Origin of the sequence: Arthrobacter woluwensis, from assembly GCF_900105345.1 — a bacterium.
Taxonomy (GTDB): Bacteria; Actinomycetota; Actinomycetes; order Actinomycetales; family Micrococcaceae; genus Arthrobacter_E; species Arthrobacter_E woluwensis.
In genome coordinates this window covers 1,079,692-1,105,010 of the sequence record NZ_FNSN01000003.1, presented here as the reverse complement: position 1 = coordinate 1,105,010, position 25,319 = coordinate 1,079,692, and the positions used below count along the sequence as shown (strand labels likewise).

At 69.3% G+C, this 25,319-nt stretch carries 18 protein-coding genes, 2 tRNA genes and 1 pseudogene; 6 read left to right on the top strand and 15 right to left on the bottom strand.

Annotation, left to right across the window (positions count from 1 at the left end):
• Window positions 1-32: 32 nt before the first annotated feature.
• Both BLV63_RS05640 and BLV63_RS05635 read right to left on the bottom strand, forming a co-directional pair.
• On the bottom strand, window positions 33-1,007 hold the full coding sequence (locus tag BLV63_RS05640; RefSeq protein WP_066211665.1) for an aldo/keto reductase: 975 nt from the start codon (window positions 1,005-1,007) through the stop codon (window positions 33-35).
• A gap of 73 nt (window positions 1,008-1,080) precedes the next feature.
• Complete coding sequence (locus BLV63_RS05635) at window positions 1,081-2,676, bottom strand: Na+/H+ antiporter (protein ID WP_066211667.1); 1,596 nt, start codon at window positions 2,674-2,676, stop codon at window positions 1,081-1,083.
• Window positions 2,677-2,783: 107 nt separating this feature from the next.
• Between BLV63_RS05635 and BLV63_RS05630 the strand changes: the two genes are divergently transcribed.
• A complete protein-coding gene (locus BLV63_RS05630; RefSeq protein WP_066211669.1) occupies window positions 2,784-3,251 on the top strand; it encodes a group II truncated hemoglobin in 468 nt (155 codons plus the stop codon).
• A gap of 84 nt (window positions 3,252-3,335) precedes the next feature.
• Here the strand turns inward: BLV63_RS05630 and BLV63_RS05625 are convergent, their stop codons facing one another.
• The 5 genes and pseudogenes from BLV63_RS05625 to BLV63_RS05600 form a co-directional block, all read right to left on the bottom strand.
• A complete protein-coding gene (locus BLV63_RS05625; RefSeq protein ID WP_066211671.1) occupies window positions 3,336-5,057 on the bottom strand; it encodes an ABC transporter ATP-binding protein in 1,722 nt (573 codons plus the stop codon).
• Window positions 5,054-6,106 (bottom strand): ABC transporter permease, encoded by a 1,053-nt coding sequence (locus tag BLV63_RS05620; protein ID WP_066211673.1) that lies wholly within the window; start codon window positions 6,104-6,106, stop codon window positions 5,054-5,056. Before BLV63_RS05620 ends, BLV63_RS05625 begins: the two co-directional genes overlap by 4 nt.
• The gene (locus BLV63_RS05615) at window positions 6,106-7,191 is read right to left on the bottom strand and encodes an ABC transporter permease (protein WP_066211675.1); all 1,086 of its coding nucleotides are present in this window, start codon (window positions 7,189-7,191) and stop codon (window positions 6,106-6,108) included. Before BLV63_RS05615 ends, BLV63_RS05620 begins: the two co-directional genes overlap by 1 nt.
• A gap of 131 nt (window positions 7,192-7,322) precedes the next feature.
• Window positions 7,323-8,951 (bottom strand): annotated as a pseudogene (locus BLV63_RS05605) (ABC transporter substrate-binding protein).
• Window positions 8,952-9,357: 406 nt separating this feature from the next.
• Window positions 9,358-10,290 (bottom strand): DUF308 domain-containing protein, encoded by a 933-nt coding sequence (locus BLV63_RS05600; RefSeq protein WP_066211677.1) that lies wholly within the window; start codon window positions 10,288-10,290, stop codon window positions 9,358-9,360.
• A gap of 339 nt (window positions 10,291-10,629) precedes the next feature.
• On the opposite strand from BLV63_RS05600, the gene BLV63_RS05590 reads away from it, so the two are divergent.
• Entirely contained in the window at window positions 10,630-12,588 is a 1,959-nt protein-coding gene (locus BLV63_RS05590; RefSeq protein ID WP_066211679.1) for a DUF5107 domain-containing protein, read from the top strand.
• 149 nt (window positions 12,589-12,737) lie between these two features.
• Here BLV63_RS05590 and BLV63_RS05585 read toward each other — a convergent pair.
• The 5 genes from BLV63_RS05585 to BLV63_RS05565 form a co-directional block, all read right to left on the bottom strand.
• Window positions 12,738-12,811: transfer RNA gene (locus BLV63_RS05585), tRNA-Met, on the bottom strand.
• A 62-nt stretch (window positions 12,812-12,873) separates the two neighbouring features.
• Window positions 12,874-12,945 (bottom strand) — tRNA-Thr (locus BLV63_RS05580).
• Window positions 12,946-13,065: 120 nt separating this feature from the next.
• Window positions 13,066-13,461: a LysM peptidoglycan-binding domain-containing protein gene (locus BLV63_RS05575; protein ID WP_082724033.1), complete on the bottom strand. Its 396-nt coding sequence runs from the start codon at window positions 13,459-13,461 to the stop codon at window positions 13,066-13,068.
• Window positions 13,455-15,665 (bottom strand): DEAD/DEAH box helicase, encoded by a 2,211-nt coding sequence (locus BLV63_RS05570; RefSeq protein ID WP_066211683.1) that lies wholly within the window; start codon window positions 15,663-15,665, stop codon window positions 13,455-13,457. The genes BLV63_RS05575 and BLV63_RS05570 overlap by 7 nt, the downstream gene beginning before the upstream one ends.
• Before the next feature lie 520 nt (window positions 15,666-16,185).
• The gene (locus BLV63_RS05565; protein ID WP_066211684.1) at window positions 16,186-16,842 is read right to left on the bottom strand and encodes an MOSC domain-containing protein; all 657 of its coding nucleotides are present in this window, start codon (window positions 16,840-16,842) and stop codon (window positions 16,186-16,188) included.
• Between the two features lie 84 nt (window positions 16,843-16,926).
• Between BLV63_RS05565 and BLV63_RS05560 the strand changes: the two genes are divergently transcribed.
• Entirely contained in the window at window positions 16,927-17,340 is a 414-nt protein-coding gene (locus tag BLV63_RS05560; protein ID WP_066211686.1) for a GNAT family N-acetyltransferase, read from the top strand.
• A 9-nt stretch (window positions 17,341-17,349) separates the two neighbouring features.
• Here the strand turns inward: BLV63_RS05560 and BLV63_RS05555 are convergent, their stop codons facing one another.
• Together BLV63_RS05555 and BLV63_RS18320 are read right to left on the bottom strand one after the other, a co-directional pair.
• Entirely contained in the window at window positions 17,350-18,024 is a 675-nt protein-coding gene (locus BLV63_RS05555) for a response regulator (RefSeq protein WP_066211689.1), read from the bottom strand.
• Window positions 18,021-19,589 carry a sensor histidine kinase gene (locus BLV63_RS18320; RefSeq protein ID WP_066211690.1) on the bottom strand — a complete coding sequence of 523 codons (1,569 nt, stop codon included), beginning with the start codon at window positions 19,587-19,589 and terminating at the stop codon, window positions 18,021-18,023. Before BLV63_RS18320 ends, BLV63_RS05555 begins: the two co-directional genes overlap by 4 nt.
• Before the next feature lie 210 nt (window positions 19,590-19,799).
• On the opposite strand from BLV63_RS18320, the gene BLV63_RS05545 reads away from it, so the two are divergent.
• Genes BLV63_RS05545 through BLV63_RS05535 form a run of 3 tightly spaced genes read left to right on the top strand, consistent with a single transcriptional unit; the run spans window position 19,800 to window position 23,232 of the window.
• Entirely contained in the window at window positions 19,800-20,522 is a 723-nt protein-coding gene (locus BLV63_RS05545; RefSeq protein ID WP_066211692.1) for a hypothetical protein, read from the top strand.
• 2 nt (window positions 20,523-20,524) lie between these two features.
• Entirely contained in the window at window positions 20,525-21,748 is a 1,224-nt protein-coding gene (locus BLV63_RS05540) for a glutathionylspermidine synthase family protein (RefSeq protein WP_066211694.1), read from the top strand.
• Window positions 21,745-23,232, top strand: a complete 1,488-nt coding sequence (locus BLV63_RS05535; protein ID WP_066211695.1) for an APC family permease — start codon at window positions 21,745-21,747, stop codon at window positions 23,230-23,232. The genes BLV63_RS05540 and BLV63_RS05535 overlap by 4 nt, the downstream gene beginning before the upstream one ends.
• Here BLV63_RS05535 and BLV63_RS05530 read toward each other — a convergent pair.
• Window positions 23,213-25,216 carry a DUF2264 domain-containing protein gene (locus BLV63_RS05530; protein WP_066211697.1) on the bottom strand — a complete coding sequence of 668 codons (2,004 nt, stop codon included), beginning with the start codon at window positions 25,214-25,216 and terminating at the stop codon, window positions 23,213-23,215. The genes BLV63_RS05535 and BLV63_RS05530 overlap by 20 nt on opposite strands.
• Between the last annotated feature and the right edge of the window lie 103 nt (window positions 25,217-25,319).

The following is a 25,319-nucleotide window of genomic DNA, read 5'->3' as shown; positions in this document are numbered from 1 at the left end:
AGCGCCGCGAGTTCCCTGTGCGGGCCTGACGGCTACGGGATGAACTCGCCCCGGGCCGTGATCCAGAGCCGGTACCACTGCAGGCGGTCCATCCGCTCGGCCACCGCGATCGCGTCGCCGCAGGCCGCGATGCGGCCGGGGTTCGTGGTGCCGATCACCGGGGAGATGCGGGCCGGGTGCTTCATGAGCCAGCCGAGCAGCACGGACTCCGGCGCCACGCCGAACTCAGCGGCGAGCTCCTGGACCAGGTCCGCCGTCGCGCGGTCCGCCTCACTCAGGTTCTCAGCCGGCACCCCGCCGGTGTAGCGGCCGTTGGCCAGCGAACCGTAGGCCTGAAGTTCGATGCCGCGGCTCATACAGTGCTCCAGCGTGCCGTGCGGGAACGGGTTGCCGGCGCCCTGACGGTGATTCACCGTGACGGTCGAGTCCAGCCAGTCGCGGGTGCCGAGGCTCATCTCGAGCTGATTCGCGACCAGCGGGGTGGAGAGCGCGTCCTGGAGGTGTTCCATCTGCGCCGTGGACATGTTGGAGACGCCCAGCGCCTTGATGCGGCCGTCCGCCAGGAGTTCGCGCACCGCGCGGGCGGCCTCCTCGCGGTTGAGCAGCGGGTCCGGCCGGTGGAACAGGAGCGTGTCCAGGTGGTCGGTCCGGAGCCGGCCCAGGATGCCCTCGACGCGCTCCATGATGGAGTCGTAGCTGAGGTCGTAGTAGTTGTTGAGGCCGTTTTCGTGGAGCCGGATGCCGCATTTGCTCTGCAGGAGGATCCGGTCCCGCAGCTCGGGCCGCGCCGCCAGGACCTCGCCGAACACGGCCTCGGCCTTGCCGAAGCGGTAGATGTCCGCGTGATCGAACAGCTCGACGCCGATCGCCAGGGCCGCATCGATGACCTCGGAGGCCTGTGCCACGTCCGCCTCGGTGCACGGAGTGGGCTCCCAGGCTCCGCCGAGACCCATGCACCCGTAGATGATCCGGCCCGTGGCGGACCCGTGTTCTGTGTTCTGGCTCATACACGAACTCTTTCACGGCCCAGCGCGACGCCGCCAGTCACGGCAAGCGTCTGAACAGCGGCGCGCGGGCGGCTCAGTCCGTCTTGGGCATGACCATGGTGCGCAGGTCGAGCTGGCGCAGCACATGGTCCGCCACCTCGGGATCCATGCCCAGTTCCTTGCGGGCCACGAGCACCTCCTGGCGGGCGGCGTCGAGGGCGATGGTCTGCGCCGCCACCATGAGCTCACGGCCCTTGGCGAAGCGTTCGCGCAGGTCGTCGGGGAGGCCCTTGCCGGGGTGCTCCGGATCCGCTCCCTGCAGTTCCAGGTGCAGGGACTTGAAGCGTTTGGCCATCATGGCCTGCTGTTCGGGCGTGAGCTGGTTGACGAGTTCGCTCTCCTTGAGTGCCAGCATGGCGGCCTTCTGCGCCCGGCGGCCGAGCATGCGGGTGGCCTCCTTCTCCTCGGCGCCGTCGTCCTGGGCTTTGAGCACCTTCATGAGAGCCGGCAGCGTCAGGCCGGGGAGCACGAGCGTCACCAGGAGCACGGCGCAGGCGGTCACCAGGATCTGGTCGCGGGCCGGGAAGGCCGAGCCGTCGTCGAGCACCAGCGGCAGAGCAAGCGCCAGGGCGAGGGTGGCCAGGCCGCGCATGCCGCTGTAGCTGAGGATGACGACGTCCTTGAGCATGCCCACCCAATCACCGCGGTACAGCGACCGCCGGGTGGACAGGTACAGCCAGGTCCACAGGAACCGGACCACCACGACCACGGCGCAGACCGCGATGGCCGCCGGGACCATCGCGAAGATCCCCGCGCCCTCGTGGTGGATGACCTGGCGGATGTCGAGGCCGACCAGGCCGAAGGCCAGGCCCGTGGCCAGCAGCTCCACCACGTCCCAGAACGCCGCCTGACTCACGCGCTCCGAGGCGTCCTCGGGCCGTGCGTGCCGCTTCATCTCCAGTGCCACGACGACGACGGCGATGACGCCCGACGCGTGGACCTCCTCCGCCAGGATGTACGCGGCGAAGGGGACCACGAGGCTCACGGCGGTGCGCGCGACACCCGCGGTGACGAGCCAGGTGACGAGTTTGGCCGCATAGCCCATGAGCACGCCGATGATCACGGCGAAGACGATGCCCAGGAGGAACTTCGGCACGAGGCTGGCGTCGAGGTTCCGGCCCGCCAGGGTCGCGGCGACGGCCGCCTGGAAGATCACGATGGCGGCCGCGTCGTTGAACAGGCCCTCGCTCTGCAGGATGTTCATGAGCTTGCGGGGCATGTGGACCTTGCCGGCCACGGACTCGACGGCGACCGGGTCCGGCGGGGCCACCATGGCGCCCAGGGCGATGGCCGCGGGAATGCCGATCCCCGGTATGAGGAGCCAGGCCGCTCCGGCGACGAAGACCGTGGTCACCACCACGAGCCCGACGGCGAGCCACAGCAGGGTCCGCCAGCGCAGCTGGAACACCTGCCACGAACTGCGCTGCGCCGTCGCGAAGAGCAAGGGCGGGAGGAAGACGGGGAGGATCAGCTCGGGGTCGATCGCCAGTTCGGGGAACCCGGGGATGAAGGTCATGACCATGGCCATGAGCAGCATGAGAACCGGGTACGGGAGTTTCAGGCGGTCCCCGAGGCCGACGGCGAGCACCGTGGCGAAGAGCAATCCGACGATGAGTGCGAGCTGTTCCATGCCGCCATTGTTCCATCCGCCGGGTTCGGGGGTTCGTTCTGGCACCGGGGTCCGCAGGCCTGGAACTCGGCACGATCCCCCGAACGCGACGGGAGTATGGTGCTCGTATGCGCGCGGATCATCCCCCGACCGTCTTCGAAGCAGCAGGTGGCTTCGACGGACTGCTCGCCCTCGCGGAGGCCTGGCACCGGCGGGTGCTGGAGGACGCCGTCGTGAGCCATGCCTTCCGGAACGGGGCGCGGCCCGATCACACGCCGCGCCTGGCGGCCTACTGGGCCGAGTCCCTGGGCGGCCCGAAGTTCTACACCGAGGCCTTCGGAGACCAGAGTTCCGTGGTCCGCCTGCACAGTGGGAACGGGGAACACGACGAGATGAACGCCCGGGCCGTCGCCTGTTTCGACCGGGCCTTGGAGGACGCGGGTCTCGCGTCCGATGAACGGCTCCGGCAGACCCTGCATGATTACTTCGCCTGGGCCACCACGGTGGACATGGCCCGTTACCACCGGAGCGCGGACGATGTCCCCTCCGGGCTGCGGATGCCGCAGTGGTCCTGGGACGGGTTGGTGGAACCCTGACCGACGGCCGAGTTCGGGGGATGCTTCCGGAGGCGGGGCTTGGAGGCCCCGGTCTCGGCACGATCCCCCGAACTCGGCGGTGAGTCAGGCTCCGGCGCTCAGCCCAGCCCGGTAGGCCTGGCGGCGGGCCGCCTGCTCGTCCGGATCCGGAACGGGCAGCGAGGCGATGAGGCGCTTCGTGTACTCCTGGCTCGGGTGGCCCATGATCTGGCTGCCGATGCCCTGTTCCACGAGCCGGCCCTTGAGCAGCACGCCCACCCAATGGGAGAGCATGTCCACGACGGCCAGGTCGTGGCTGATGAAGAGCGCCGCGAAACCGTACTCCTCCTGGATGTCCCGGAACAGCTCCAGGACCTTCGCCTGCACGGAGACGTCCAGTGCGGAGGTGGGTTCGTCCGCGATCACGAGCGGCGGGTTCAGTGCCAGGGACCGCGCGAGCGAGGCCCTCTGCCGCTGGCCACCCGAGAGTTCGTGCGGGTACCGCGACGCGTACGACGCCGGCAGCTGCACCGATTCGAGCAGCTCGCCGACACGCTTGCGCGCCTCGGCCGCGCTCGGCTTCCGGTGGATGATGAGCGGTTCGGCGATGCACTCCCCGATGGTGAGGTGCGGGTTGAAGGAAGCCGCGGGGTCCTGGAACACGAACCCGATGTCCTTGCGGAGCGGCTTGAAGTTCTTCTCCCGGAACCCGAGCATCTCCTGCCCGAACACGGTCAGGCTGCCGCCCGTGACCCGGTTCAGGCCCGCGATGGCGCGGCCGATGGTGGACTTGCCGGAACCCGACTCCCCCACCAGCCCGAAGACCTCGCGCTCCCGGATCGTGAAGCTGACATCGTCCACGGCCTTGAAACCCGGGCGGCCCAAACGGCCCGGGAACTCGATGCTCAGGCCCTTCGCCTCCACGAGGACCTTGCCATCCTGGTGCAGCCGACCCGTGGCGCCTTCCGACGCGGAGTTCCGTCCCAGATGGGGCACCGCGGCCAGCAGGTCCTTGGTGTAGTCCTGCTTCGGCTCGGCGAACAGGGTCCGGACCGGCGCCTCCTCCACCACGTCGCCGCGGTACATGACGACGACGCGGTCGGCCAGGTCCGCCACCACGCCCATGTTGTGGGTGATGAGCACGATCGACGTGCCGTAGTCGTCCCGGAGCTCCCGCAGAAGTTCCAGGATCTCCGCCTGCACGGTGACATCGAGCGCCGTGGTGGGTTCGTCCGCCACGATCAGCCCGGGATCCAGCGCCAGCGCCGCGGCGATGACCACGCGCTGCTTCTGGCCGCCGGAGAGCTGGTGGGGGTAGTAGTCCACCCGGACCTCTGGTTCCGGGATGCCGACCTTGCGCAGCGCCTCGACCGCACGGGCCTTGGCGTCCTTGGCCGAGACCTTCTGCCCGTCGCGGGCGTGGGCCCGGATGCCCTCGGCGATCTGCCAGCCGATGGTGAACACCGGGTTCAGAGCGGTGGACGGCTCCTGGAACACCATCGCCACGTCCCGGCCGCGGATCCTCCGCAGCTCGGCCGGGCTGACACTGACGACGTTCTGGCCGTTGATGAGGACGGCGCCCTGGCTGGTCGCGGTCTCGGGCAGGAGGCCCAGGATGGTCCGCGCCGTCACGGTCTTGCCGGAGCCGGACTCGCCGACGATCGCCAGGACCTCCCCCGGACGCACCTCCAGACTGACGTCCTTGACGGCGTGGACGTCCCCGCCGTCGGTGGCGAACGTGACGTTCAGGTGCTCGATGTCCAGGACCGCGGCCCCACTGTCCTGCCGCGCGGGACCGGTCGCCCCGCGATGTGCTGCCGCGCTCATGCCGTGGCTTCCTTTCCGTGTGAACCCGGGACGCTCTGGGCGCCCTGAGCGGAACCGGCGACGGCGCCACGGGACGTGCCCTTGCGGCCCGGCCTGCGGCGTCCGCGCAGTCGCGGGTCGTTGAGATCGTTCATGCTCTCGCCCATGAGCGTGAGGCCCAGGACGGTCAGCACGATCGCGGCGCCCGGGAAGACGCCGGTCCACCAGATCCCGGACGAGGCGTCGGACATCGCCTTGTTCAGGTCGAAGCCCCACTCGGCCGCGGACGTCGGTTCGATGCCGAAGCCCAGGAAGCCCAGACCGGCCAGCGTCAGGATGGCCTCCGAGGAGTTCAGCGTGAAGATGAGCGGCAGAGTGCGGGTGGCGTTCTTGAAGATGTGGCGACCCATGATGCGCCACGGGGAAGCGCCCACCACCTTGGCGGACTCCACGAACGGCTCGGCCTTGAGACGGATGGTCTCCGCGCGGATGACACGGAAGTACTGGGGAACGAACACCACGGTGATGGAGAACGCACAGGCGAGCACACCGCCCCAGAAGCTGGACTGCCCGTGGCTGATCACGATCGACATGACGATGGCCAGCAGGAGGGACGGGAAGGCGTAGATCGCGTCGGCGACCACGACCAGGATCCGGTCCACCCAGCCGCCGAGGTAACCGCTGAGCAGACCCAGCAGCACGCCGAGAACGAGGGACAGCGCGACCGACACGAGGATCACGATCACCGCGGTCTGGGAACCCCACACCGCACGGGAGAAAACGTCATAGCCGCCCACCGTGGTGCCCCAGAGGTGCTTGCCGCCGGGGGCAGCCTGCGCCGGGAAGGTGCCGTCAGCGTCGGAGATCTGGGAGTAGCCGTACGGCGCGATCACGGGCGCCAGCAGAGCCACGACGACGAAGAGCACCGTGAGCGCGGTGCCCAGCACGAGCATGCCGCGCTGGAGGCCGACGCTCTGGCGGAAGTGGGAGATGACGGGAAGGCGGCGCAGCCAGGAACCGCCCTGGGGGCGCGGCGGCACGGAGGCCGGCGTCGTCGGAGTTGCAGACATCAGTACCTCACCCGGGGGTCGATGATGGCGGCCACGATGTCCACCACGAAGTTGGTCACGGCCACGATCACGGCGAGCAGCATGACGATGCCCTGCACGGCCACGAAGTCACGGGCGGTCAGGTACTGCGCCAGCTGATAGCCCAGGCCCTTCCACTCGAACGTCGTCTCCGTGAGGACCGCGCCGCCCAGCATCATGGCGATCTGGAGACCCATCACCGTGATGATCGGGATGAGCGCTGGCTTGTAGGCGTGCTTGGTGACGAGGCGGTACTCGCTCACACCGCGCGAACGCCCGGCCTCCACGTAGTCCTTCCCGAGTGTGCCGATCAGGTTGGTGCGCACGAGGCGCAGGAAGATGCCCGCGGTCAGCAGACCGAGGGCGATGGCCGGGAGGATCGCGTGCTTGACCACGTCACCGAAGGCGTCGAGGTTTCCGCTGCGCAACGCGTCCAGCCAGTAGATCCCGGTGGGGGCCGCGAGCTGGCTCATGGCCAGCTCCGTCGTGGTGGACGCGCGCCCGGAGACCGGGAGCCAGCCGAGTGCCACGGAGAAGGTGAGTTTGAGCAGCAGGCCCGCGAAGAACACGGGGGTGGCGTAGCCCAGGATGGCGAAGAAGCGCAGGATGGCGTCCGGCACCTTGTCCCGCTTGTGGGCCGCGATCATGCCCAGCGGGATGCCGATCAGCAAGGCCACCACGAGGGCGTTGAAGGTCAGTTCCAGCGTCGCGGTGCCGAAGGTCGCGAGCATCTCCGCGACGGGCCGGCGGTCCGAGATGGTGGTGCCGAAGTTGCCGGTGGCGATCTGGCCGAGGTACTCGAAGTACTGGATGAGGATGGGCCGGTCGTAGCCGGCCTCGTGGATCCTGGCGTCGAGCTGGTCCTGCGGCAGGCGTCCGCCCAGTGCCGCGGTAATGGGGTCGCCGGTGACCCGCATGAGGAAGAAGACCAGGGTGACGAGGATGAAGATCGTGGGGAAGATGAGCAGGAAGCGGACCAGGATGTACCGGCCCACTCCCCCGCTGCTCCGGGGGGAGACAGCGGGGCTGAGCGCCTCGGGCGACTCAGCTTCGATGATGGAAGACATGGGGAACCTTGCGTCGAGATGTGCGTGACCGTGCCGAGGACTGAAGCCCCGGCCACCGGGCGGCGGTCAGGAGCTGACAGCCGAAACGGCAGAAGGCCGGGAATGAAGCTTCCCGGCCCCCTGCCGTCGTGTTACTTGGAAACGCTGCCGAGCCGGAACTTGAAGGAGGCGTCCAGCGTGCTGTCCACGCCCTTGACGTTCGCACCCGACACGGCCACCTGAGCGCCCTGGAGGAGCGGCAGAGTGGAGATGTCCTGCGCCAGCAGCTTCTGGACATCCTGGATGTCCTTCTCGCGCTGGGTCTTGTCCTTCTCGGTGAGCTGCTTCGCGATGAGCTTGTCCACCTCGGGGTTCGAGTAGTGGTTGTTCATGAAACCGCCCTTGGGGAAGAACGGGGTGAGGTAGTTGTCCGGGTCGGAGAAGTCCGGGAACCAGCCGAGCTGGTAGACCGGGTACGCGTCAGCCTTGGAGGCCTTGTTGTAGGTGACCCACTCGGCGGACTGCAGGTCCACCTTGAACAGGCCCGACTTCTCCAGCTGATCCTTGACCATGGCGTACTCGTCGCCGGAGGACTTGCCGTAGTGATCCGGGTTGTACTCGAGCTTCAGATCCACCGGGGTGGCGACGCCGGCGTCGGCGAGAGCCTTCTTCGCCTTGTCCGCGTCCGGCTTGCCGTCGGTGCCGTACAGGTCCTTGAAGGAGGTGTTGGCGCCGAGGAAGCCGCTGGGCACGTTCGAGAACAGCGGGAGGTAGGTGCCCTTGTAGACCTGGTCCGCGATCGCCTGGCGGTCCACCAGGTTGGCGACGGCCTGGCGCACGGCCTGGGCCTTCTTCGGGTCCGCGCCCTGAGCCTTGGCGCCGAACGGCATGGTGTCGTAGTTGAAGACGACGTAGCGCATCTCGCCACCGGGGCCGACGTGCACCTTGAGCTTGGAGTCCTTCTTGAGGTCATCGATGTCCGTGGCGCTGAGGCTGCGGTTGGCCACGTCGATGGTGCCCTGCTGGATCTCGAGCTTCATGTTGCTCTGGTCCGTGAAGTACTTGACCGTGGCGCCGCTGTTGGCGGGAGCGCCGAGCAGGCCCTTGTAATCGGAGTACGGCTTGAAGCTGACCAGGGTGTTCTTGTTGTACGAATCGATCACGTACTAACCGGCGAACGCCTTGCCCTTGACGATGTCCTCGTCGGAGAGCAGCTTGTCCGCGGGGAAGACCTCGTCATCGACGATCGGGCCGGCCGGGCTGGACAGGATCTGGGCGAAGGTCTGGTCGTTCGCCTGCTTGAGCGTGAACACCACGGTGGTGGCGTCCGGGGCGGTGATCGAGGCGATGTTGCCCAGGAGGCTGGCGGGGCCGTTCGGGTCGTTGATCTTGATCTGACGGTCGAAGCTGAACTTCACGTCCTTGGAATCCAGGACATGTCCGTTGGCCCACTTGAGACCGGACTTCAACTTGACGGTGAACTGGGTGGGGCTGGTGAATTCGGCGGACTCCGCGATGTCCGGCTGAGGCTCGGCACTGCCGGGCTTGGAGTTCATGAGGAACGGGAACACCTGGTTCATGATCATGAACGAGCCGTTGTCGTAGGAACCCGCCGGGTCAAGTGCGGTGACCTTGTCGGTGGTGCCGTAGGCGATGGTGGTCCCACCACTGCCTCCGGTGGAGGTCCCCCCGCCGGACGGGCCGGTGCAGGCCGTCAACGCCAGGGCGGAAACCCCGGCGAGTGCGATAACACTGCGCAGGGCGATCTTGTTCGTTGCCATCGGAGAACTTCCTTGTCAGTCTTCCAGCGCGTGGGAACACACGCTCGCCGGCCCGGGCCACATCTGAAAGAAGTGTTGCCAGTTCAGGCCAGACGCAACACTAGCGAATGTGATGCGCAGCACACAACACCTGTTTACCAAAGTGTGATGCGGCGCGGCCGAACCGGACGCCGGCGCCGCGCCGGTTCGGCCGCCCGGCACCGGTGCGGAACGGGTTGCCCTCCCCACCCCTCATCGACTGCTCCACAGGATTCCCTTTTCACCGAGATTCGACGGGGAATGACATCGTAGGGAGCAGTCGATCAGGGGCTGACGGCCAGGCTGGCGGCGGAGTCGATGGCGCGACGGCGGCGGGCGCGTAGGCGCCCCCCGGCTCACGGGCGCCCCCGGCTCACCGGCGCACGGCTCACGGGGTCTTGGTGACGGTGCAGCTCACGGCCGTCTTCCCGGTCTCCTTCTTGATGGTCTTCCCGTCCACGCGAATCTCGCAGCCCAGCTGCTGGTCCTCGACGAGCGGATCGCCCACGATCACCATCGTCGCCAGGCCGATGACGTCGTCCAGCGTCCCCTGCTTCGTGAACCGGCCCGTGAAGTCCTTGTCGGCGCTGTCGCCGCCCACACTGTACGTCACGCTTGCCTTGCCCTTGCTCACGGTGGCGATGAGCTCCACCTTGCTGCCCGCGACGGCGTCGGTCCCGGACGTGCCGCTGGGTGTGGTGCTTGGCGTGGCCTCGGGCCCGGTGGCCGGAGCGAAGGGGGTCGATTCGGCGCTCGGAGACGTGGTCGTGTCCGCCGTGCCGCTCTTCTCGGTGATCTGCCCGAGGAAGACGGCCGTCAGCGACGTGACGACGAGAGCGACGACGATGCTCGCGGCGCCCAGCACCATGCCCGTGATCGAGGTGCCCTTCCCGGCGTTCCGGCGCAGCGCCAGACCCAGGATGCCGAACAGGATGGCCAGCGGCCCCAGGATGAACGCGATGAACCCCACGAACGGGATCAGGGAGGCGAGCAGCGCCAGAATGCCCAGGACCAGCGCGGTGATGCCAAAGCCGTTGGACTGTCTGCCCTGCGGCGGCAGCGGCGGTGGGAATCCGGGTCCGCCATACCCGGGCTGGCCGTACGCGGCCTGATGCGGTCCCGGTCCGTAGCCCGGGGCCGCGGGATTCCCCTGGCCTGGGGGATTCTGGCCGGGCCGCTGGTTCTGACCTGGCCCGCCCGCGTTCTGGCCACCGCCCTGCCCGGGACCTCCAGTGCTGTGCGGCGGGTAGCCCGGAGCGGGCCGGTAGGACGGCGGTGGGTTCTGCGGCCGGGTCGGGTCCCCCGGGTTGTTCTCTGTCATGGCGGTCCCTCAAGGAAGTGATGCGGTCGAGTGCGGATGCAGCGGGGCGCTCCACGGCCCCCCACCTCGTCCGGTCCTCAGACTACGCCCCGGATCGACTGCTCCATAGGGTTCCACTTCGACCGGATTTCCGCGCGGGAATGGAATCCTGTGGAGCAGTCGATCGGGACAGGGTGCTGCCGGAATGGCTCCGCCGAGAGACCGTTCTGTTCATTGCCGACCACTTGGCCCCGCCGCCCTGGACCGTCCCGCGCGGCCCCGCGAGAATCGGCGGTGAGCGCGGCGCCGTGACGGGTCGCCCGCCCGAGCCCACCGCCGTCGTCGTCTCCGGGAGTTCCCATGGTCAGCATCACCGCCTCCTCACGCCGCCTGAAAGTCGCCCCGCTGGGTCCGGACGGCACGCTGCCGCTCCTCGGCCCGCTGCCGGAGACGCCGTACGATCCCGCGTCGGGCGCGGCGGCGGGACTCGGGGACATCGGCTACGGGTATCCGCCGAGTCTGCACCCCTACACCGCGCAGGACGGCTACGGGCGGACGCTGGAGGACCGGGAGGTGGAGACGGTCGTGCTGGAGAACGCGCTGCTGCGGGCCGTGTTCCTGCCCGGCTGGGGCGGCAGGCTGTGGGAGCTGTTCGACAAGAGGAGCGGCAAGCAGCTGCTCCACACGCCGGGCACGCTGCAACTGGCGAATTTCGCGCTGCGGAACGCCTGGTTCGCCGGCGGGATCGAATGGAACATCGGCACGCGGGGCCACTCCCCCACGACGTGCGCTCCGCTGCACCACGGGATCGTGCGGGGGCCTGATGGGCAGGACGTGCTGCGTTTCTGGGAGTACGAACGCATGCGGGGCGTCGTGTTCCAGGTCGACGCGTGGCTGCCCGAAGACTCGCCCGTCCTCTTCGTCTCGGTGCGGATCACCAACCCCCAGGATCACGATGTGCCGATGTACTGGTGGTCCAACGCCGCCGTCCCCCAGACGCCGGGGAGTCGGGTCCTGGCCCCGGCCGCGACGGCCTACTCGAGCGACTATTCGAGCATCACAGTGGTCGACCCCAGCCGCTACGAGGGCCGCGACTGCACGTGGCCGGCCCGGAACCGCCATGCCAACGACTTCTTCTTCGACGTCCCGGAAGCGGCACGGAAGTGGGTGCTCACCGCGGACGACGACGGCGACGGCCTCGCCATGCTCTCGACCGACCGGCTGAGGGGCCGCAAGCTCTTCGTCTGGGGCACGAGCGAGGGCGGCCGCCACTGGCAGCGCTGGCTGACCCCGGACGGCGGGGAGTACGCGGAGATCCAGGCGGGGCTCGCGCAGACGCAGTTCCAGCACCTCCCTCTTCCGGGCGGGTCGTCCTGGAGCTGGACCGAAGCCTATGGCAATACCGCCCTGGACCCGGCCCTGGCGCACACGGAAGACTGGTCCACAGCCGTGGCTCACGGTGGTGAACGCGTGGACGAACTCCTGGACCGCGCGGCCCTCGAGGAGGCGCACCGGGCCGCCGAAGCGCGGATGGATCTCCCAGTGGAGGAGGTCCTCGGCCACGGGCACGGCTGGGGCGCTCTCGAAACGCTGGTGCGCCAGGAGTCCGGCCTCCCGTCGTTCCCCACGGGCACCCCGTTCCCCGAGTCCTCGCTGAGCGCCGAGCAGGAACCGTGGCTCGCGCTGCTCCGGGACGGCACGTTCCCCGGGGCCGCCACGCAGCCGGCCGGGCGACTGTGGGAGGAACGGCTCGCGGCGCTGGATGACCCGGCCGCCGTGATCCATCGCGCATTCATGGCGCACGGTGCGGGCCGGGTCGACGAGGCCCGGGCGTTGTATCTGGAGGCGCTGGATCTGGCGACGACCGGGCTCACCGTCCGTGACACCGCCCTGGCCCACCGCGGCCTCGCCCTGATCGCGCGGGGGCGGGCCGGCGTCGTCGGCGTTGGCGGAACGAAGGACGCACGCCGTGAGACCGTGGCCCACTACCGCACGGCGTGCGCCCACGTGCCCGACGACCGACGGCTGCTCGCCGAGGCGCTGGAGGCGGTCCTCGAGGCGGGTGAGCCGGAGGAGGCGCTCGCGCTGCTGTCGGGGGCGCCGTTCGAGGATCCCACGGCATTCTTCCACGGGCGGTTGCTGCTCCTGCGGGCCCGGGCCCTGCACGCCCTGGGCCGGACGCAGGAGGTGGCCGAGATCCTGAAGGCCGGCATCGAGGTCCCGGATCTCCGGGAGGGCGTGAACGTGCTGCGGGAGCTCTGGGAGGCGGCCGTCTCCGGCGAACCGCTTCCGGTGGAGTACGACTTCACGATGACCTGAGCCGGTCTTCCCTTGGATCGGCTGCTCCACACGATGCCGGAATCACGCTTTTCTCCGCGAAAACGGCATCCTCTGGAGCAGTCGATCGGGGGTGAGGCGAGGAACGCAGAAGGCCCCCGGAACTTTGACGTTCCGGGGGCCTTTCTCGGTAGCGGCGCCGGGACTCGATCCCGGGACCTCACGATTATGAGTCGTGCGCTCTAACCAGCTGAGCTACGCCGCCACGGATGAGTAAAGCCCATGCCAAGCCGGTCAAAACCGCCTTGACACAGGCCACTCATCCAGAGCCCCCTGCCGGAATCGATCCGGCGACCTCGTTCTTACCAAGAACGCGCTCTACCACTGAGCTAAGGGGGCAACGAAGAAATACTTTACCGGATCCGGGGCCGCGCGCCAAATCGAGAGCGCACCCACGCCCCGTCTTTGACGCAGATCACATCAGCCCAGCTCACCGGCCCTTTACGGCTCTCCGTGGGCTCAGTCGGGAAGCCTCAGGACCTGCCCGGGAAACAGCGATCCCGGGTTCGGCACGAACCACGCGTTCAGTGCCGCCAGCTCGCCCGCCTCGACACCCCAGCGCGCCGCGATGGACTCCAGGGTCTCCCCCTCCTCCACCGTCACTTCCTGCGGTCTTTCCGGCACGACGACGGCGGCCAGCGCCTCCGTCTCCTCGGGCGCCTCGCCGGGCGTCCCGGCGTCGTCGGGGTCCAGTCCCGCGACGTGCGCCCCGGCACCCTCGCCGTCGACCGGCTCATCGCCCGCCGGCACCGCGTCGACCGGAGCGTCCTCCCGGTGCGCCGGAACATGCCCTGAATGCGCCGAAGAGGCGCCCACCCCAGGGGTGAACGCCTCTTCAGAGAAGTTTTTTACCACTTGTTCCGTCCGCCAAAGTCGCCCTTGCCGTGGCGCGGTTTGCGCTGACCGAAGCTGCTGTTGCCACGGTCACCGCCGGAGCGCTCACCGTAGCCGCCAGTGCGCGGCCGTTCCCCGTATCCACCGCGGGAACCACTGTCCCGATCATAGCTGCGCTCGTTGCGCTCGGAGTAGGACCGTCCGCCACGGTCGGCGCTGCTGCGCTCCCCGCGGTCACGGGTGAAGCCACCGCGGTCGCCACGGTCGGAACCGCCGCGCTCGCCACGGTCACGGTTGAAGCCGCCTTCGTCGGACTTGCGGAATTCGCGCTTGAACCCGCCGTTGCCCTTGAAGTTGCCGCCGCGTCCACCGCCGAAGCCACGGTCACCACCGCGGTCGCCGCCACGGTCGTTGCGCTCCCGGTTGGGACGACGGCCGTTGTCGAGTTCGAGCTGGATGAGCTCGCCGCCGATCCGGGTGCGGGACAGAGCTGCCCACTGATCCTTGGTCAGCTCGGCCGGCAGCTCCACGAGGGTGTGGTCGCTGCGGATGTCGATGCCGCCGATCTGCGAGGAGCTCAGGCCGCCCTCGTTCGCGATGGCGCCCACGATCGAGCCGGGGAGCACGCGCTGGCGACGGCCCACCGCGATGCGGTAGGTGGCGTTGCCCTCGGTGACCGCACGGGACGGGCCACGGGAGTTGAAGCCGTCCTTATTGCGCTCACGCTTCTGGAACTCCGGAGTCGCGGGCAGCTCTTCCACCAGGAGGGGCTTGCCACCCTGGGCCATGACGGCCAGGGCCGCGGCGATCTCCGCGGCGGGGACCTTGTGCTCCTCTTCGTAGGAGGCGATGAGGTCGCGGAACGCGTTCAGGTCCTCGGACTCGAGGGTCTCGGTGATCTGGTCGGCGAACTTGCTCATGCGCAGGCTGTTCACGGTCTCCGCGGTGGGCAGGTGCATGTGCTCCACGGGCTGCTTGGTGGCACGCTCGATGGCACGCAGCAGGTACTTCTCGCGCGGGGTCATGAAGAGGATCGCGTCGCCCTTGCGGCCGGCACGGCCGGTGCGGCCGATGCGGTGCACGTAGCTCTCGGTGTCGTGCGGGATGTCGAAGTTGACGACGTGGCTGATGCGCTCGACGTCCAGACCTCGGGCCGCGACGTCGGTGGCGACCAGGATGTCGATCCGGCCGTCACGCAGGGCCTCCACGGTCCGCTCACGCTGGGCCTGGGCGATGTCGCCGTTGATGGCGGCGGCCTGGAAACCACGGGCCTTGAGCTTGTCAGCCAGGTCCTCGGTGGCCATCTTGGTGCGCACGAAGACGATCACGCCGTCGAAGTCCTCGACCTCGAGGATGCGGGTCATGGCGTCCAGCTTGTGCGGGCCCATGACCTGCACGTACCGCTGGCGGATGTTCGCACCGGTGGTGGTCTTGGACTTGACCGAGATCTCTTCCGGGTTGTTCAGGTACTGCTTGGACATGCGGCGGATCTGGCCGGGCATGGTGGCGGAGAAGAGGGCGACCTGGCGGTCGTCCGGGGTCTCCTGGAAGATCTTCTCGACATCCTCGGCGAAGCCCATGCGGAGCATCTCGTCGGCCTCGTCGAGCACGAGGTACTGCAGCTCGGAGAGGTCGAGTGAACCCTTCTCGAGGTGGTCGATCACACGACCGGGCGTGCCGACGACCACCTGGGCGCCGCGGCGCAGACCGGCCAGCTGGGGACCGTAGGCGGAGCCACCGTAGACGGGGAGGACGGTGAAGTCCTCCATGTGCTTGGCGTAGGAGGTGAAGGCCTCGGCCACCTGGAGCGCGAGCTCGCGGGTGGGGGCCAGGACCAGTGCCTGGGTCTTGCGGGACGGGCCGTTGGTGTCGTGCAGCTCGGCCATGCGGGACAGGGCCGGGATGGCGAACGCTGCGGTCTTGCCGGTGCCGGTCTGGGCCAGGCCGACGACGTCGCGGCCTTCCAGCAGGAGCGGGATGGTGGCGGCCTGGATGGGGGACGGCTTCTCGTAGCCGACGTCCTTCAGGGCGGCCAGCACGCGGCCGTCGATGCCCAGGTCGGTGAACTTGATGGCGCCGTCGTCGTCGCCGTCCGGGGCGGTGGTCTCGGCGTCGGCCGGAGCCGCGTCCACGGCCTGAGCGGCGGTGGTCTCTTCGGGGGCCTGGACGGTCTCGGTGTCGACGGTCTCGGCGGAGTTGTTGTCAGTCAGATTGTTTTCGGGCACGGTGGAGGAACCTCATTCATTCCAGCCGGGCGGGCACACACAGTCAGGGGCGGCCGCCAGTACGGGCATCGGAGCCGGTTGACCCGATGCTCGGAAACCCAGCGCTCTTGCAATCCCATGGCCAGGCATCCCACTGCATCCCTGTCGCTCTCTCAGCGAGTTCTGCGCAGTGCTTTCTTCCGAGCCTCTACGTGCTCAGCCGGCCGTTCCATGAATTGCCCACACACCCTGTGGACCCCTTGTTCAACCTGTCCTGCCTCAAAAATTGGGCAGGATAAATGGAAAACCGGATTGGGGGATGTCTCCATCATACGGGACGCCCCGGGCCCGGCGCCACACTGCGGCGGCAGCCCGCGGTGTTAGCTTGCCCACAGAAGGTGTGCGACGCCGTCGTCGGCGTGTGGTTGCTCCCACCGAGTTGTGTGCTCACTTGTTGCGGGTTCCGAAGCGAAACACCCGCAACAACTGAGCACACAACGAACGCGGCTCAGAAGCCCCGCTCAGAAGTCAGCGGCGCAGCTCAGCGGCCGAGGCGCTTCTCCAGCTTCTCGAACTTCACGTGGTACTCGTCCTGCAGCACGATATGACCGTCCGCCTCGGCGTCCCGCAGGGCGTCGATCATCTCCAGGGTCGGCTCGCTGAACCACTGCCCCACGGTGATGCCGTGATCCGGGACGTATACCCGGTGCACGTGATCGCCCTCGCGGATGTCGCCGGTCTTGATGACCCGGAGGTAGCAGCCCACCCGGCCCTCCTGCGTGAAACGGCGGACCCAGGCCGCCTCCTCGACGCGGCGCTGAAAGGTGGCGCACGGGACGCGCGGCGAGGTCACTTCCAGTTCGACGTCGGTGCCGATCCTCCAGCGCTCACCGATCACGGCCTGCGTGGTGGCGATGCCCGCGAGGCGCAGGTTCTCCCCGAAATACCCGGCAGGGACGTCCCGGCCCAGTTCCGCGGCCCAGTGGTCCGCGTCCTCCTGCGAGTACGCGTAGACCGCCTGGTCGAACCCGCCGTGATTCGCGCGGTCCGCCTGGATGTCGCCGTGGAGGCCCAGCCGGTGCACCGTGACGGGACCCTCGACGGGTCGCTTGTCGATGGCGGTGACCCCCACCCGGCCTTCGGGGTCGGGTCGGAGTTCGTGGACGCGGCACACGGCCAGGACGGTTCCGGGATGCATGCGACCAGCCTACTAAAGGCCCCAGCGACCGGGAACGGCCCGTTTCGACTCGCCGCCCCCGGGGGTCCGGACTAGCGTGAAGCCATGGACTCCGCCTACCGTTTCTCCGCCCAGCTCGATGACATGGACCGTGAGCAGGTGCACCGCTGGCTCAGCGAGCAGTCCTACTGGGCTCAGGGCCGGCCGCGGCGGACGCAGGACGCCGCCATGGATTCGTCTCGGAACTACGGGGTGTTCGACCGGGCCACGGGCCGGCAGGTCGCCTACGCCCGGGTGGTCACCGACGCGGTGACCTTCGCGTGGCTCTGCGATGTCTTCGTGGATCCCGCGGTCCGGGGCCAGGGCGTCGGCAAGGATCTGATCGCCGGGGTCATCGCCGACCTCGAGCCCCTGGGCCTGCGGCGCGTGCTCCTGGCGACCGCCGACGCGCACGGGCTCTATGAGCAGTACGGTTTCGGACCGCTGGACGATCCCTCCCGCTTCATGGTGAAGGCCTGACCTGCGCCCCTACGGCTCGAAGCGGTACCCCATCCCCGCCTCGGTGATGAGGTGCCGCGGCGTGGCGGGGTCCTTCTCCAGCTTGCGGCGCAACTGGTTCAGGTACACGCGGAGGTACTGCGTCTCCTTGGCATACGCCGGCCCCCAGACCTGCAGGAGGAGCTGCTGCTGGCTGACCAGCCGGCCCTGATTCCGCACCAGGATCTCGAGGATGCTCCACTCCGTGGGCGTCAGCCGCACCTCCGCCCCGTCGCGTGTGACTTTCCGCGCGGCCAGGTCCACGGTGAAATCCGCGCCCTGCACCTGCGGGATCTCCTGCACGACGGCGGAGCGCCGGGTCGCCGCCCGCAGCCTCGCCATGAGCTCCTCGATGCCGAAAGGCTTGGTCACATAATCATCGGCGCCGGCGTCGAGCGCGGCCACCTTGTCCTGCGACCCGTGCCGCGCCGACAGCACGATCACCGGCACCAGGCTCCACTGCCGCAGCCAGCGGATGAAATCCACGCCGTCCTCATCCGGCAGACCCAGGTCCAGGATGACCACCTCGGGCTGCTCGTCGGCGGCGAGCCGTCGGGCCACGGCGGCATTCGGCGCCAGCAGGGGCTGGTAACCGTGGGCCTTGAAGTTCAGCTGGAGCGCGCGGGCGATGCCGGATTCGTCCTCCACCACCAGGACCTTCGTCATGGCCGCCCCTCCGTCGTCGATGCGTTCGTGTCCGCCGGACCCGGTCCCACGTGGCCCGGTCCCGCCTGGCCCGGTCCCGCCTGGCCCCTTCCAGCCTCGCCCGGGCCCGCGGACAGCGGCAAGGTCAGCACCATCGTCACGCCACCACCCGGCGTCTCCTCCGCGTGGAGCCGCCCGCCCATCGCCTGGGTGAAGCCGCGGGCGACGGCAAGCCCCAGGCCCACGCCCCGGACCCCTCCCTGCGAGGAATCGTGGAGGCTCTGGAAGGGCCGGAACAGCTCTTCCTGTCGTTCCAGGTCCATGCCCGGGCCGTGGTCCGCCAGCCGCAGTTCCGCGGCGGGCCGCCCGCACAGCACCACGCCTTCCCGGGCCGTGAGGATGATCCGGGAGCCGCGCCCGTGCCGGACGGCGTTCTCCACGATGTTCGCCACCACCCGTTCCAGCATGCCCGGGTCCGCTTCCACGGGCGGCCGTCCGTCGACATCCACCGTCACCAGGCCGGCCGGGACGCCTTGGAGGGCCGATCCCATCACCTGGTTCCAGCGCACAGGCTGAAGCAGCGGCGCAGCCGAATCACCCGTGAGCCGGGACATGTCCAGCAGATTCGCCACGAGCGACGACAGCCGGTCCGTGTAATCCTCCACCGAGGCCAGGAGCTCCGCCCGTTCCTCCGCACTGAATTCGATGCCCGGCTGGCGCAGCGTGGCCACATTGAGCTTGATAGCCGCGATCGGCGTGCGCAGATCGTGGGACACGGCCTGGAGGATGGCCGTGCGCATGACGTTGCCTTCACTGAGCTTCGCGTTCTCCCGCTGGCTGACCACGAGTTCCTGCCGCTCCCGCACGGCCACCACCAGGGCGACGAACGCCCCGAGCAGGTGCTGCTGCCGGGCGTCCAGTTCGGCTCCGCCCACCAGGAGCCGGTACTGGTCCCCGACGGCGACGGCGGCCTCCGCGGCCGCCGACCGCACCGGCGCCTCGGGCGACGTGCTGGCGAGCAGGCGTTCCACCTGCGCGCCCTGCGGCCACGCGCCGTCGTCCTCCATGGAGAGCAGGGAGACCGGGCGGCCATCCAGCGTTTCGCTCAGGCGGTGCAGGAAGGACTCGAGAGAGTCATCCGAACCCAGGATGCGCAGCGCCAGACCGTTGAGGAGGGAGGCCTCGTCGCGGGCCTGTTCCGCCTGGATCGCGCGACGCCCGGCCAGGCCGACCGCGAGCGCCATGGAGCACGCCACCACCAGGAAGATCACGACGGTCACCGCCGCTTTCGGGTCGACCATGTGGAAGGACCCGATGGGCTGGGTGGAGAAGAGATTGAGCAGCAGGGTCGCGACCACTGAAGCCAGAACGGCCGGCCAGAGCCCGCCGAGCGCGGCCACCAGGACCGCCACCGCCAGATGCAGGAGCATGACGACCGGGAAGTCCCGGAAACCGGTGGCGGTGACCGCGGCCTCCAGGACAGCCGGGAGGACGATCGCCAGGACGAGTCCGAGCCCGGGCCGTTGCACCCCGAACAGTCTCCGGGCCCAGGTGCGGGTCAGCGCCCAGTTCTGCGTCTGCGTCATGCCACCAGTCTCGCAGGCCGGGCCGGGGCCTGCGGAAGGTCGGTCTCGGCGCCTCCGGGGGCGATGGGCAGTCCTCCCCATGTCATCCGCCTCCCTTTCCGGTCCCGTCTCAGTACACTGAGCGTGATCGGTCACACCGTGCCGGATGCGCCGCCCGCCTGCCGGGCCGAGGCGCCACGCCACGGAAGCACTCGCGGGGAGGAAAGGCCTATGGCCCACAACGACACACCGTCCGGAGCGGAGCAGCCCCCACAGGGGGATCCCGCCGGCATGCCACCGGCGGACAGTGGTGCGGGACGGCGCAAGGACGGCTCCTCCCCCACCCCTCCCTGGCAGCCGCCTCAGCCGCCGCTGCATGAAGACCTCGCGGCGGCCGGCGCTCCCGGACAGCCGCCCTACGGCGCCGGCATTCCGCCCCACGGCGGAGCGGCTCCGGGTCACTCCCCCGCCGGGTACGGCAGCGAACCCGCACCCGCCGTCGACCCGTTCGCCCTCGAAGCCGAGGCCACCGAACGCCGGAACACCAAGCGGAAGCGGCGGCGCACCGTCGTCATCACCCTCGGTGTGACCGCCCTGCTGGCCGGCACGATCACGGCCGTGGTCGCCAGCCAGAACGACGACGACGATTACGCCCAGGTCTGCACCGACGAATCCACGCAGCAGCGCGTGGAGGACTCGAAGTGTGAGGACTCCGGGGCCAGCAGCACGGCCGGACGGAGCCACGCGCACTACGGCTGGTACTTCTTCCCCCGCGGCAGCAGCATCCCCGCGATCGGCTCCTCGGTGAAGAACTACTCGGGCGGCACGTCCACCCTCCCCAAGGGTTCCCACGCCGCGAAGGGCTTCTCCTCCAAGGGCGGCAGCTTCACCAAGAGCACGACGAGCCGCGGCGGCTTCGGCAAGAGCTCCGGCGGCCGAAGCACGGGAGGCTGAGCATGGAACGCAAACCCTCCACCCCTCGCCCGGACTGGCGCGAGAAGATCGAATCCGTGGGGCTGGTGTTCTCCACGAGCACCAAGCCGGACGGCACCCAGGTGGAGTACTGGCACGAGAACGCCTACTACGAATTCCAGATGGACGAGGTGGAACGCCTGGAACTCGTGGCCGAAGAGATGCACCGCATGTGCCTGGAGGCCGCGCGATTCCTGGGCACAGGGGCGATGGGTGACCTGGGCATCGGGCCCGAGGCGCGTGAGCTCGCCGTCGCGTCCCTGGAGGCCGGCGACCTGGACATCTACGGCCGCTTCGACTTCGCCTACGACGGCAAGGGCGGGGACGCCAAGCTGTTCGAATACAACGCGGACACCCCCACCGGTCTGATCGAGGCGTCGCTCGCCCAGTGGTACTGGCTGCAGGACGTCATGCCGGAGAAGGATCAGTGGAACGGGATCCACGAGGCGCTGATCGAGCAGTGGCGCCGCTACCAGGCCCGGACCGGCATGTCCCGTCTGCACCTGGCGCACGCGGAGGAAGAGGACTCCGGCGAGGACTGGATGACCACGGGCTACATGCGGGACGTGGCCGAACAGGCCGGCTGGGCGACCGTCGGGATCAACATGTCCGACATCGGCTGGAACCACGGGTACCAGCGGTTCGTGGACATGGACGACTTCCCCATCAGCACCATCTTCAAGCTGTACCCGTGGGAGCTCATGGCCAAGGAGCCCTTCGGCCAGTACCTCCTGCGGCGTGAGGTCAACCCGCAGTGGGTGGAGCCGGCGTGGAAGATGCTCCTCTCCAACAAGGCGCTCCTCGCAGCCCTCTGGCATCTCTACCCCGGGCACCCGAACCTCCTGCCCGCGTATCTGGACTCGCCTCGCGACCTGACCGCTTGGGTGGCCAAGCCCCTGCACGGCCGCGAAGGCGACAACATCCGCATCCACGCCCCGGGCATCGACCTCGAACAGCCCGGCGACTACGGCCGGGAAGGCTGGTGCTACCAGCAGTACCAGGAGCTCCCTGACTTCGACGGCAGCCACCCGGTCCTGGGCCTCTGGGTGGTGGGCGGCGAGTCCGTGGGCTGCGGCATCCGGGAGTCGGACGGCCCCGTCACGGACTTCTTCTGCCGTTTCGTCCCGAACATCATCGATGCCCCGGCGCCCACCGCCGCGGAGCTGGAAGCCGAAGCCGCGCAGGCGTTCACAGGAGGTGCGGCATGAGCCGTCAGGGCATCACCGACGGCGGCCCCTCGTCCGCCGTCGCCGTCTCGCCGAAGGGCCTCCGGGCCGGGATCCTGGACCTCGGCGATCTGACCATGCTGGGCATGGCCTCCACGGCGCCCGTCTTCGCACTGTCCGTGACGCTGGGTCTGATCGTGTCCCGGGTGGGCGACTTCGCCCCCTTGGCACTCCTGCTCGGCTTCGCGCCGGTGCTCCTGGTGGCTCTGGCCTTCCGGGAGCTCAACGCGCGCGAACCTGATTGCGGGACGTCCTTCACGTGGGTCCGGCGCGCTTTCGGGCCGTACAGCGGGTGGGCGGCCGGTTTCGCCACGGCCGTGGCGAGCGTCGTGGTCCTGGTGAATCTGGGGCACGTGGCGGCGCAGTACCTGTGGGCCCTCATCTCTCGGGGCTCCTGGGAAGTGTCCCCCTGGCTGACCGTCCCGACGGCGCTGGTCATCATGGCCGGCATGTGCTGGGTCAACTCGCGGGGCATCCGGATGGGCGAGAACGTCCAGCGCACCCTGACCTATGTGCAGTACATCGCCCTGGGCGTCCTGGCGATCGCCCTCGTGGTGGGCGTGGTCCGCGACGGCTCGGCCGAGGTCTTCCACTGGGGCTGGTTCGATCTGGGCGCCGCGCTCCAGGACCCGTCCCGGCTCGGGCAGGGCGTGCTCCTGGCGATCTTCCTCTTCTGGGGCTGGGACACCTGCTTCTCCCTGAATGAGGAGAGCGACGATCCCGCCCGCACCCCCGGCCGGGGCGCGCTGCTCTCCACCGTGGCCCTCGTCCTGATCTACCTGGCCCTCACGGTGCTGCTCATGATGTTCGCTTCCACGGACACCAACGGCATCGGCCTCGGCAACCCGGACAACTCCGGCGACGTCATGGGCGCCCTGCGGGAGACGGCTCTGGGACCGTGGGGATGGGTGGTCCTCGTGTCCTTGCTGGGCTCGATCCTCTCCGGCGCCCAGGCGACGGTGCTCCCGGTGACGCGCAGCCTGCTGGCGATGGGCCGTCAGGGCGCGCTGCCCGCACGCCTCGGTTCCGTGGAACCGGTCACACAGGCGCCTCGCACGGTCTCCTGGGTGGTGTTCGGCGCCGCCGGGGTCTACTACCTCGTGCTGACCTTCCTCGGCGCCAACGTCATGATCGACTCCGCCAATGCGGTGACGGTCTTCATCGCCTTCTACTACGCCGTCACCGCGTTCGCGTGCGTCTGGACCTTCCGGCACACGCTGCGGGACTCGGCCCGGAACCTCTGGCTGCGGGGCATCCTGCCGCTCCTGGGCGGGGTGCTGCTCACCGTGGCCTTCGTGTCCGGGATCGTCCAGTGGGCGAAGCCCGAGTTCTCGCAGACCGCCGCCGGCGGCGTGGGCGGGATCCTGCTGGTCGTGCTGGTGCTGGCCGTCCTGGGGATCGGCCTGCTGCTCTGGGCGCGCTTCTCCTCCGCGACCCGCGCCTACTTCACGTCCCGGGTGTCCTGAACTCGAGTCCGAGGGTGAACGGTTCCCCCTCCTCGTCCTGGAGGGGGAGCATCCGGACCGACGCCCGCACCCATCCCCCGCTTTCGGTGAGGGTGAACGGTCCGGGCCGGTGCCCGGGCGCCTCCAGCCCGAGGTGATGCACGGAGGCGAGGAGGGTCGTGGCGGCACTCAGCGAGGTGGTGACCGTCGGGCACCGCGCCTCACCGAAGGCGGTGGTCCCCTGCATCTCCCCGACGACGACGGCGGCGCTCCCCTGCGCGTGAGGACCCTGCACGAGCGGGCCCTGCGTGAGCGGCCACAGGGTGGCGTGGACCCCGGGAGTGACGGCCCAGCCTCCCTCGCGGACGGACCATCCGTCGTACCGGCCGGCAGGACCCGACAGAAGCTGCACCCGGTACACGCGCAGCTGGTAGCCGCCATGCGCCGTCGTGCCGGTGGCGACGGTGAGGGGCTGCTCCGCCTCGTCCTCCGTGACCGTCCAGACCGGCCGGTGGAAACTCGCGGCGGTCGCTCCGTGGACTGTGCCGGGGCCGGTCTCCAGACGGTGGATGCGGCTGCGCCACGAGGCACGGCCCGCGGCGTCGAGCACGGCCAGGTGATTGTCCACCGCCTCGGACGGGACGGGGTCGGTGCCGCTGCCGAGACCCTGCCCCGGCAGCCGCAACGGCCCCGTGTGGCTGGAGTAGGCGAAGCGGCTGTAGAGAGCGTTGTCACTGTGGGGGCCGTAGTGCTTGTCGCTGCCGTGGTTGGCCAGCTGGGCGATCCCGTCCGGTCCGCGATGCAGGAGGAAGCCGGGACCGGGGATGAGAGTGGTTTCGTCCGGACGTGCCGGGGTCGTTTCGGCAGGCGTGTTCCAGAAGTGACTGCCCTCTGGGAGCAGGAGCGCCAGGAACGCCTTCGAGGACCAGTACGGCGAGCCGGGTCCGGAATAGTTCTGGATCATCGGCTCGTACGGCCCCTGCCAGCCGAGGCAGGCGATTCCGTCCGGGAACGCCGCCGGGGTGTCGAAGTACCGGAGGGTCGCCGTGGCCAGGGTCCCGGCCCGTGCCAGTGACTCCGCGTCCCCGCCCGGCTCGCCCGGTTCCAGGAACAGCGCGCCCAGGGCCAGCGGAGCGGCCGCGGCGAAACGGTAGGTCAGCGAGCGGCCGTGGAAGACCGGCTCCCCTCCGCCGCCGAAGAAGCCCGGGTACGTCCGGAGGAACTCGCTCAGCCGTTCCCGGTACCGGGGCAGCCGGTCGGCCGCCCAGGGGTGAGGGCCGCCGACCGCCCGGTCTGCGGCGAACCGGCACCAGAGCAGCGGGTAGAGGTGCAGGGCCCAGCCGCAGTAGTAGTCGAAGAAGTCGCCGGTGCCGCCATTGTCCCCGTCGCGGTACCAACCGCCGTCCACGGCCCAGTCCTCGATCCGGTCCAGGGCCGCGGTGATGTGATCCGGGTTGTGGTCACGGCCCACGCCGGCCAGGAACTCCGCCACGTGAGCATTGAACAGGACCCAGTTGTTGTCCCAGGGGTCGGCGGTTCCGGCGCCCTGCAGCCAGGACGCGACCGTGTCCTGTTCCTGCGGATCCAGGCGGTCCCAGAGCCAGGGCCGGGTCAGCTGCAGGCCGATCGCCACGGACGCCGCCTCGACCAGGGCCTGGGTCCGGCTGACGACGAGGTTCCAGGATTCGTCGGCGACCTTGCCCGCTGCCCGCTCCGCGTCGGCGCCCTCATCCGTCCATCGCGCCGCGCCCGCCACCAGTCCCGGGCGGTACCAGTCCAGATGTCCGTGCGGGTCGTCGCCGCCGGACCCCGCGACCCGCAGCGCCGCCAGCAGGAACGTGCGGGCGAAGCCTTCGAGTTCGTCGGAGCGGACGCCGGAGAACGCCGGGCGTCCAGGGAGCCGCAGCAAGGCGTGTCCCGGCGAGAAGTACGGCCGCACCGCGAGGAGCTGCCGGTCCGCGAAGCCGAACCAGTACGCGCGGCGCTGCGCGGCGTCGTCGTTCACCTGTCCATTCACCCTCTCCCCTGCCCGAGGGCGCCGCAGAGGCGGCGCTGGGCGGTCAGACCCCGGACAGCTCTTGACCACGCTAGGTGCGGGCCTGTTCAGT

What these genes read in the sequence shown, in the direction of transcription:
- BLV63_RS05640 (WP_066211665.1), bottom strand. Translation starts at nt 1,007, where the DNA reads ATGAGCCAGAACACAGAACACGGGTCCGCCACGGGCCGGATCATCTAC.
- BLV63_RS05635 (WP_066211667.1), bottom strand. Translation starts at nt 2,676, where the DNA reads ATGGAACAGCTCGCACTCATCGTCGGATTGCTCTTCGCCACGGTGCTC.
- BLV63_RS05630 (WP_066211669.1), top strand. Translation starts at nt 2,784, where the DNA reads ATGCGCGCGGATCATCCCCCGACCGTCTTCGAAGCAGCAGGTGGCTTC.
- BLV63_RS05625 (WP_066211671.1), bottom strand. Translation starts at nt 5,057, where the DNA reads ATGAGCGCGGCAGCACATCGCGGGGCGACCGGTCCCGCGCGGCAGGAC.
- BLV63_RS05620 (WP_066211673.1), bottom strand. Translation starts at nt 6,106, where the DNA reads ATGTCTGCAACTCCGACGACGCCGGCCTCCGTGCCGCCGCGCCCCCAG.
- BLV63_RS05615 (WP_066211675.1), bottom strand. Translation starts at nt 7,191, where the DNA reads ATGTCTTCCATCATCGAAGCTGAGTCGCCCGAGGCGCTCAGCCCCGCT.
- BLV63_RS05600 (WP_066211677.1), bottom strand. Translation starts at nt 10,290, where the DNA reads ATGACAGAGAACAACCCGGGGGACCCGACCCGGCCGCAGAACCCACCG.
- BLV63_RS05590 (WP_066211679.1), top strand. Translation starts at nt 10,630, where the DNA reads ATGGTCAGCATCACCGCCTCCTCACGCCGCCTGAAAGTCGCCCCGCTG.
- BLV63_RS05565 (WP_066211684.1), bottom strand. Translation starts at nt 16,842, where the DNA reads ATGCATCCCGGAACCGTCCTGGCCGTGTGCCGCGTCCACGAACTCCGA.
- BLV63_RS05560 (WP_066211686.1), top strand. Translation starts at nt 16,927, where the DNA reads ATGGACTCCGCCTACCGTTTCTCCGCCCAGCTCGATGACATGGACCGT.
- BLV63_RS05555 (WP_066211689.1), bottom strand. Translation starts at nt 18,024, where the DNA reads ATGACGAAGGTCCTGGTGGTGGAGGACGAATCCGGCATCGCCCGCGCG.
- BLV63_RS18320 (WP_066211690.1), bottom strand. Translation starts at nt 19,589, where the DNA reads ATGACGCAGACGCAGAACTGGGCGCTGACCCGCACCTGGGCCCGGAGA.
- BLV63_RS05545 (WP_066211692.1), top strand. Translation starts at nt 19,800, where the DNA reads ATGGCCCACAACGACACACCGTCCGGAGCGGAGCAGCCCCCACAGGGG.
- BLV63_RS05540 (WP_066211694.1), top strand. Translation starts at nt 20,525, where the DNA reads ATGGAACGCAAACCCTCCACCCCTCGCCCGGACTGGCGCGAGAAGATC.
- BLV63_RS05535 (WP_066211695.1), top strand. Translation starts at nt 21,745, where the DNA reads ATGAGCCGTCAGGGCATCACCGACGGCGGCCCCTCGTCCGCCGTCGCC.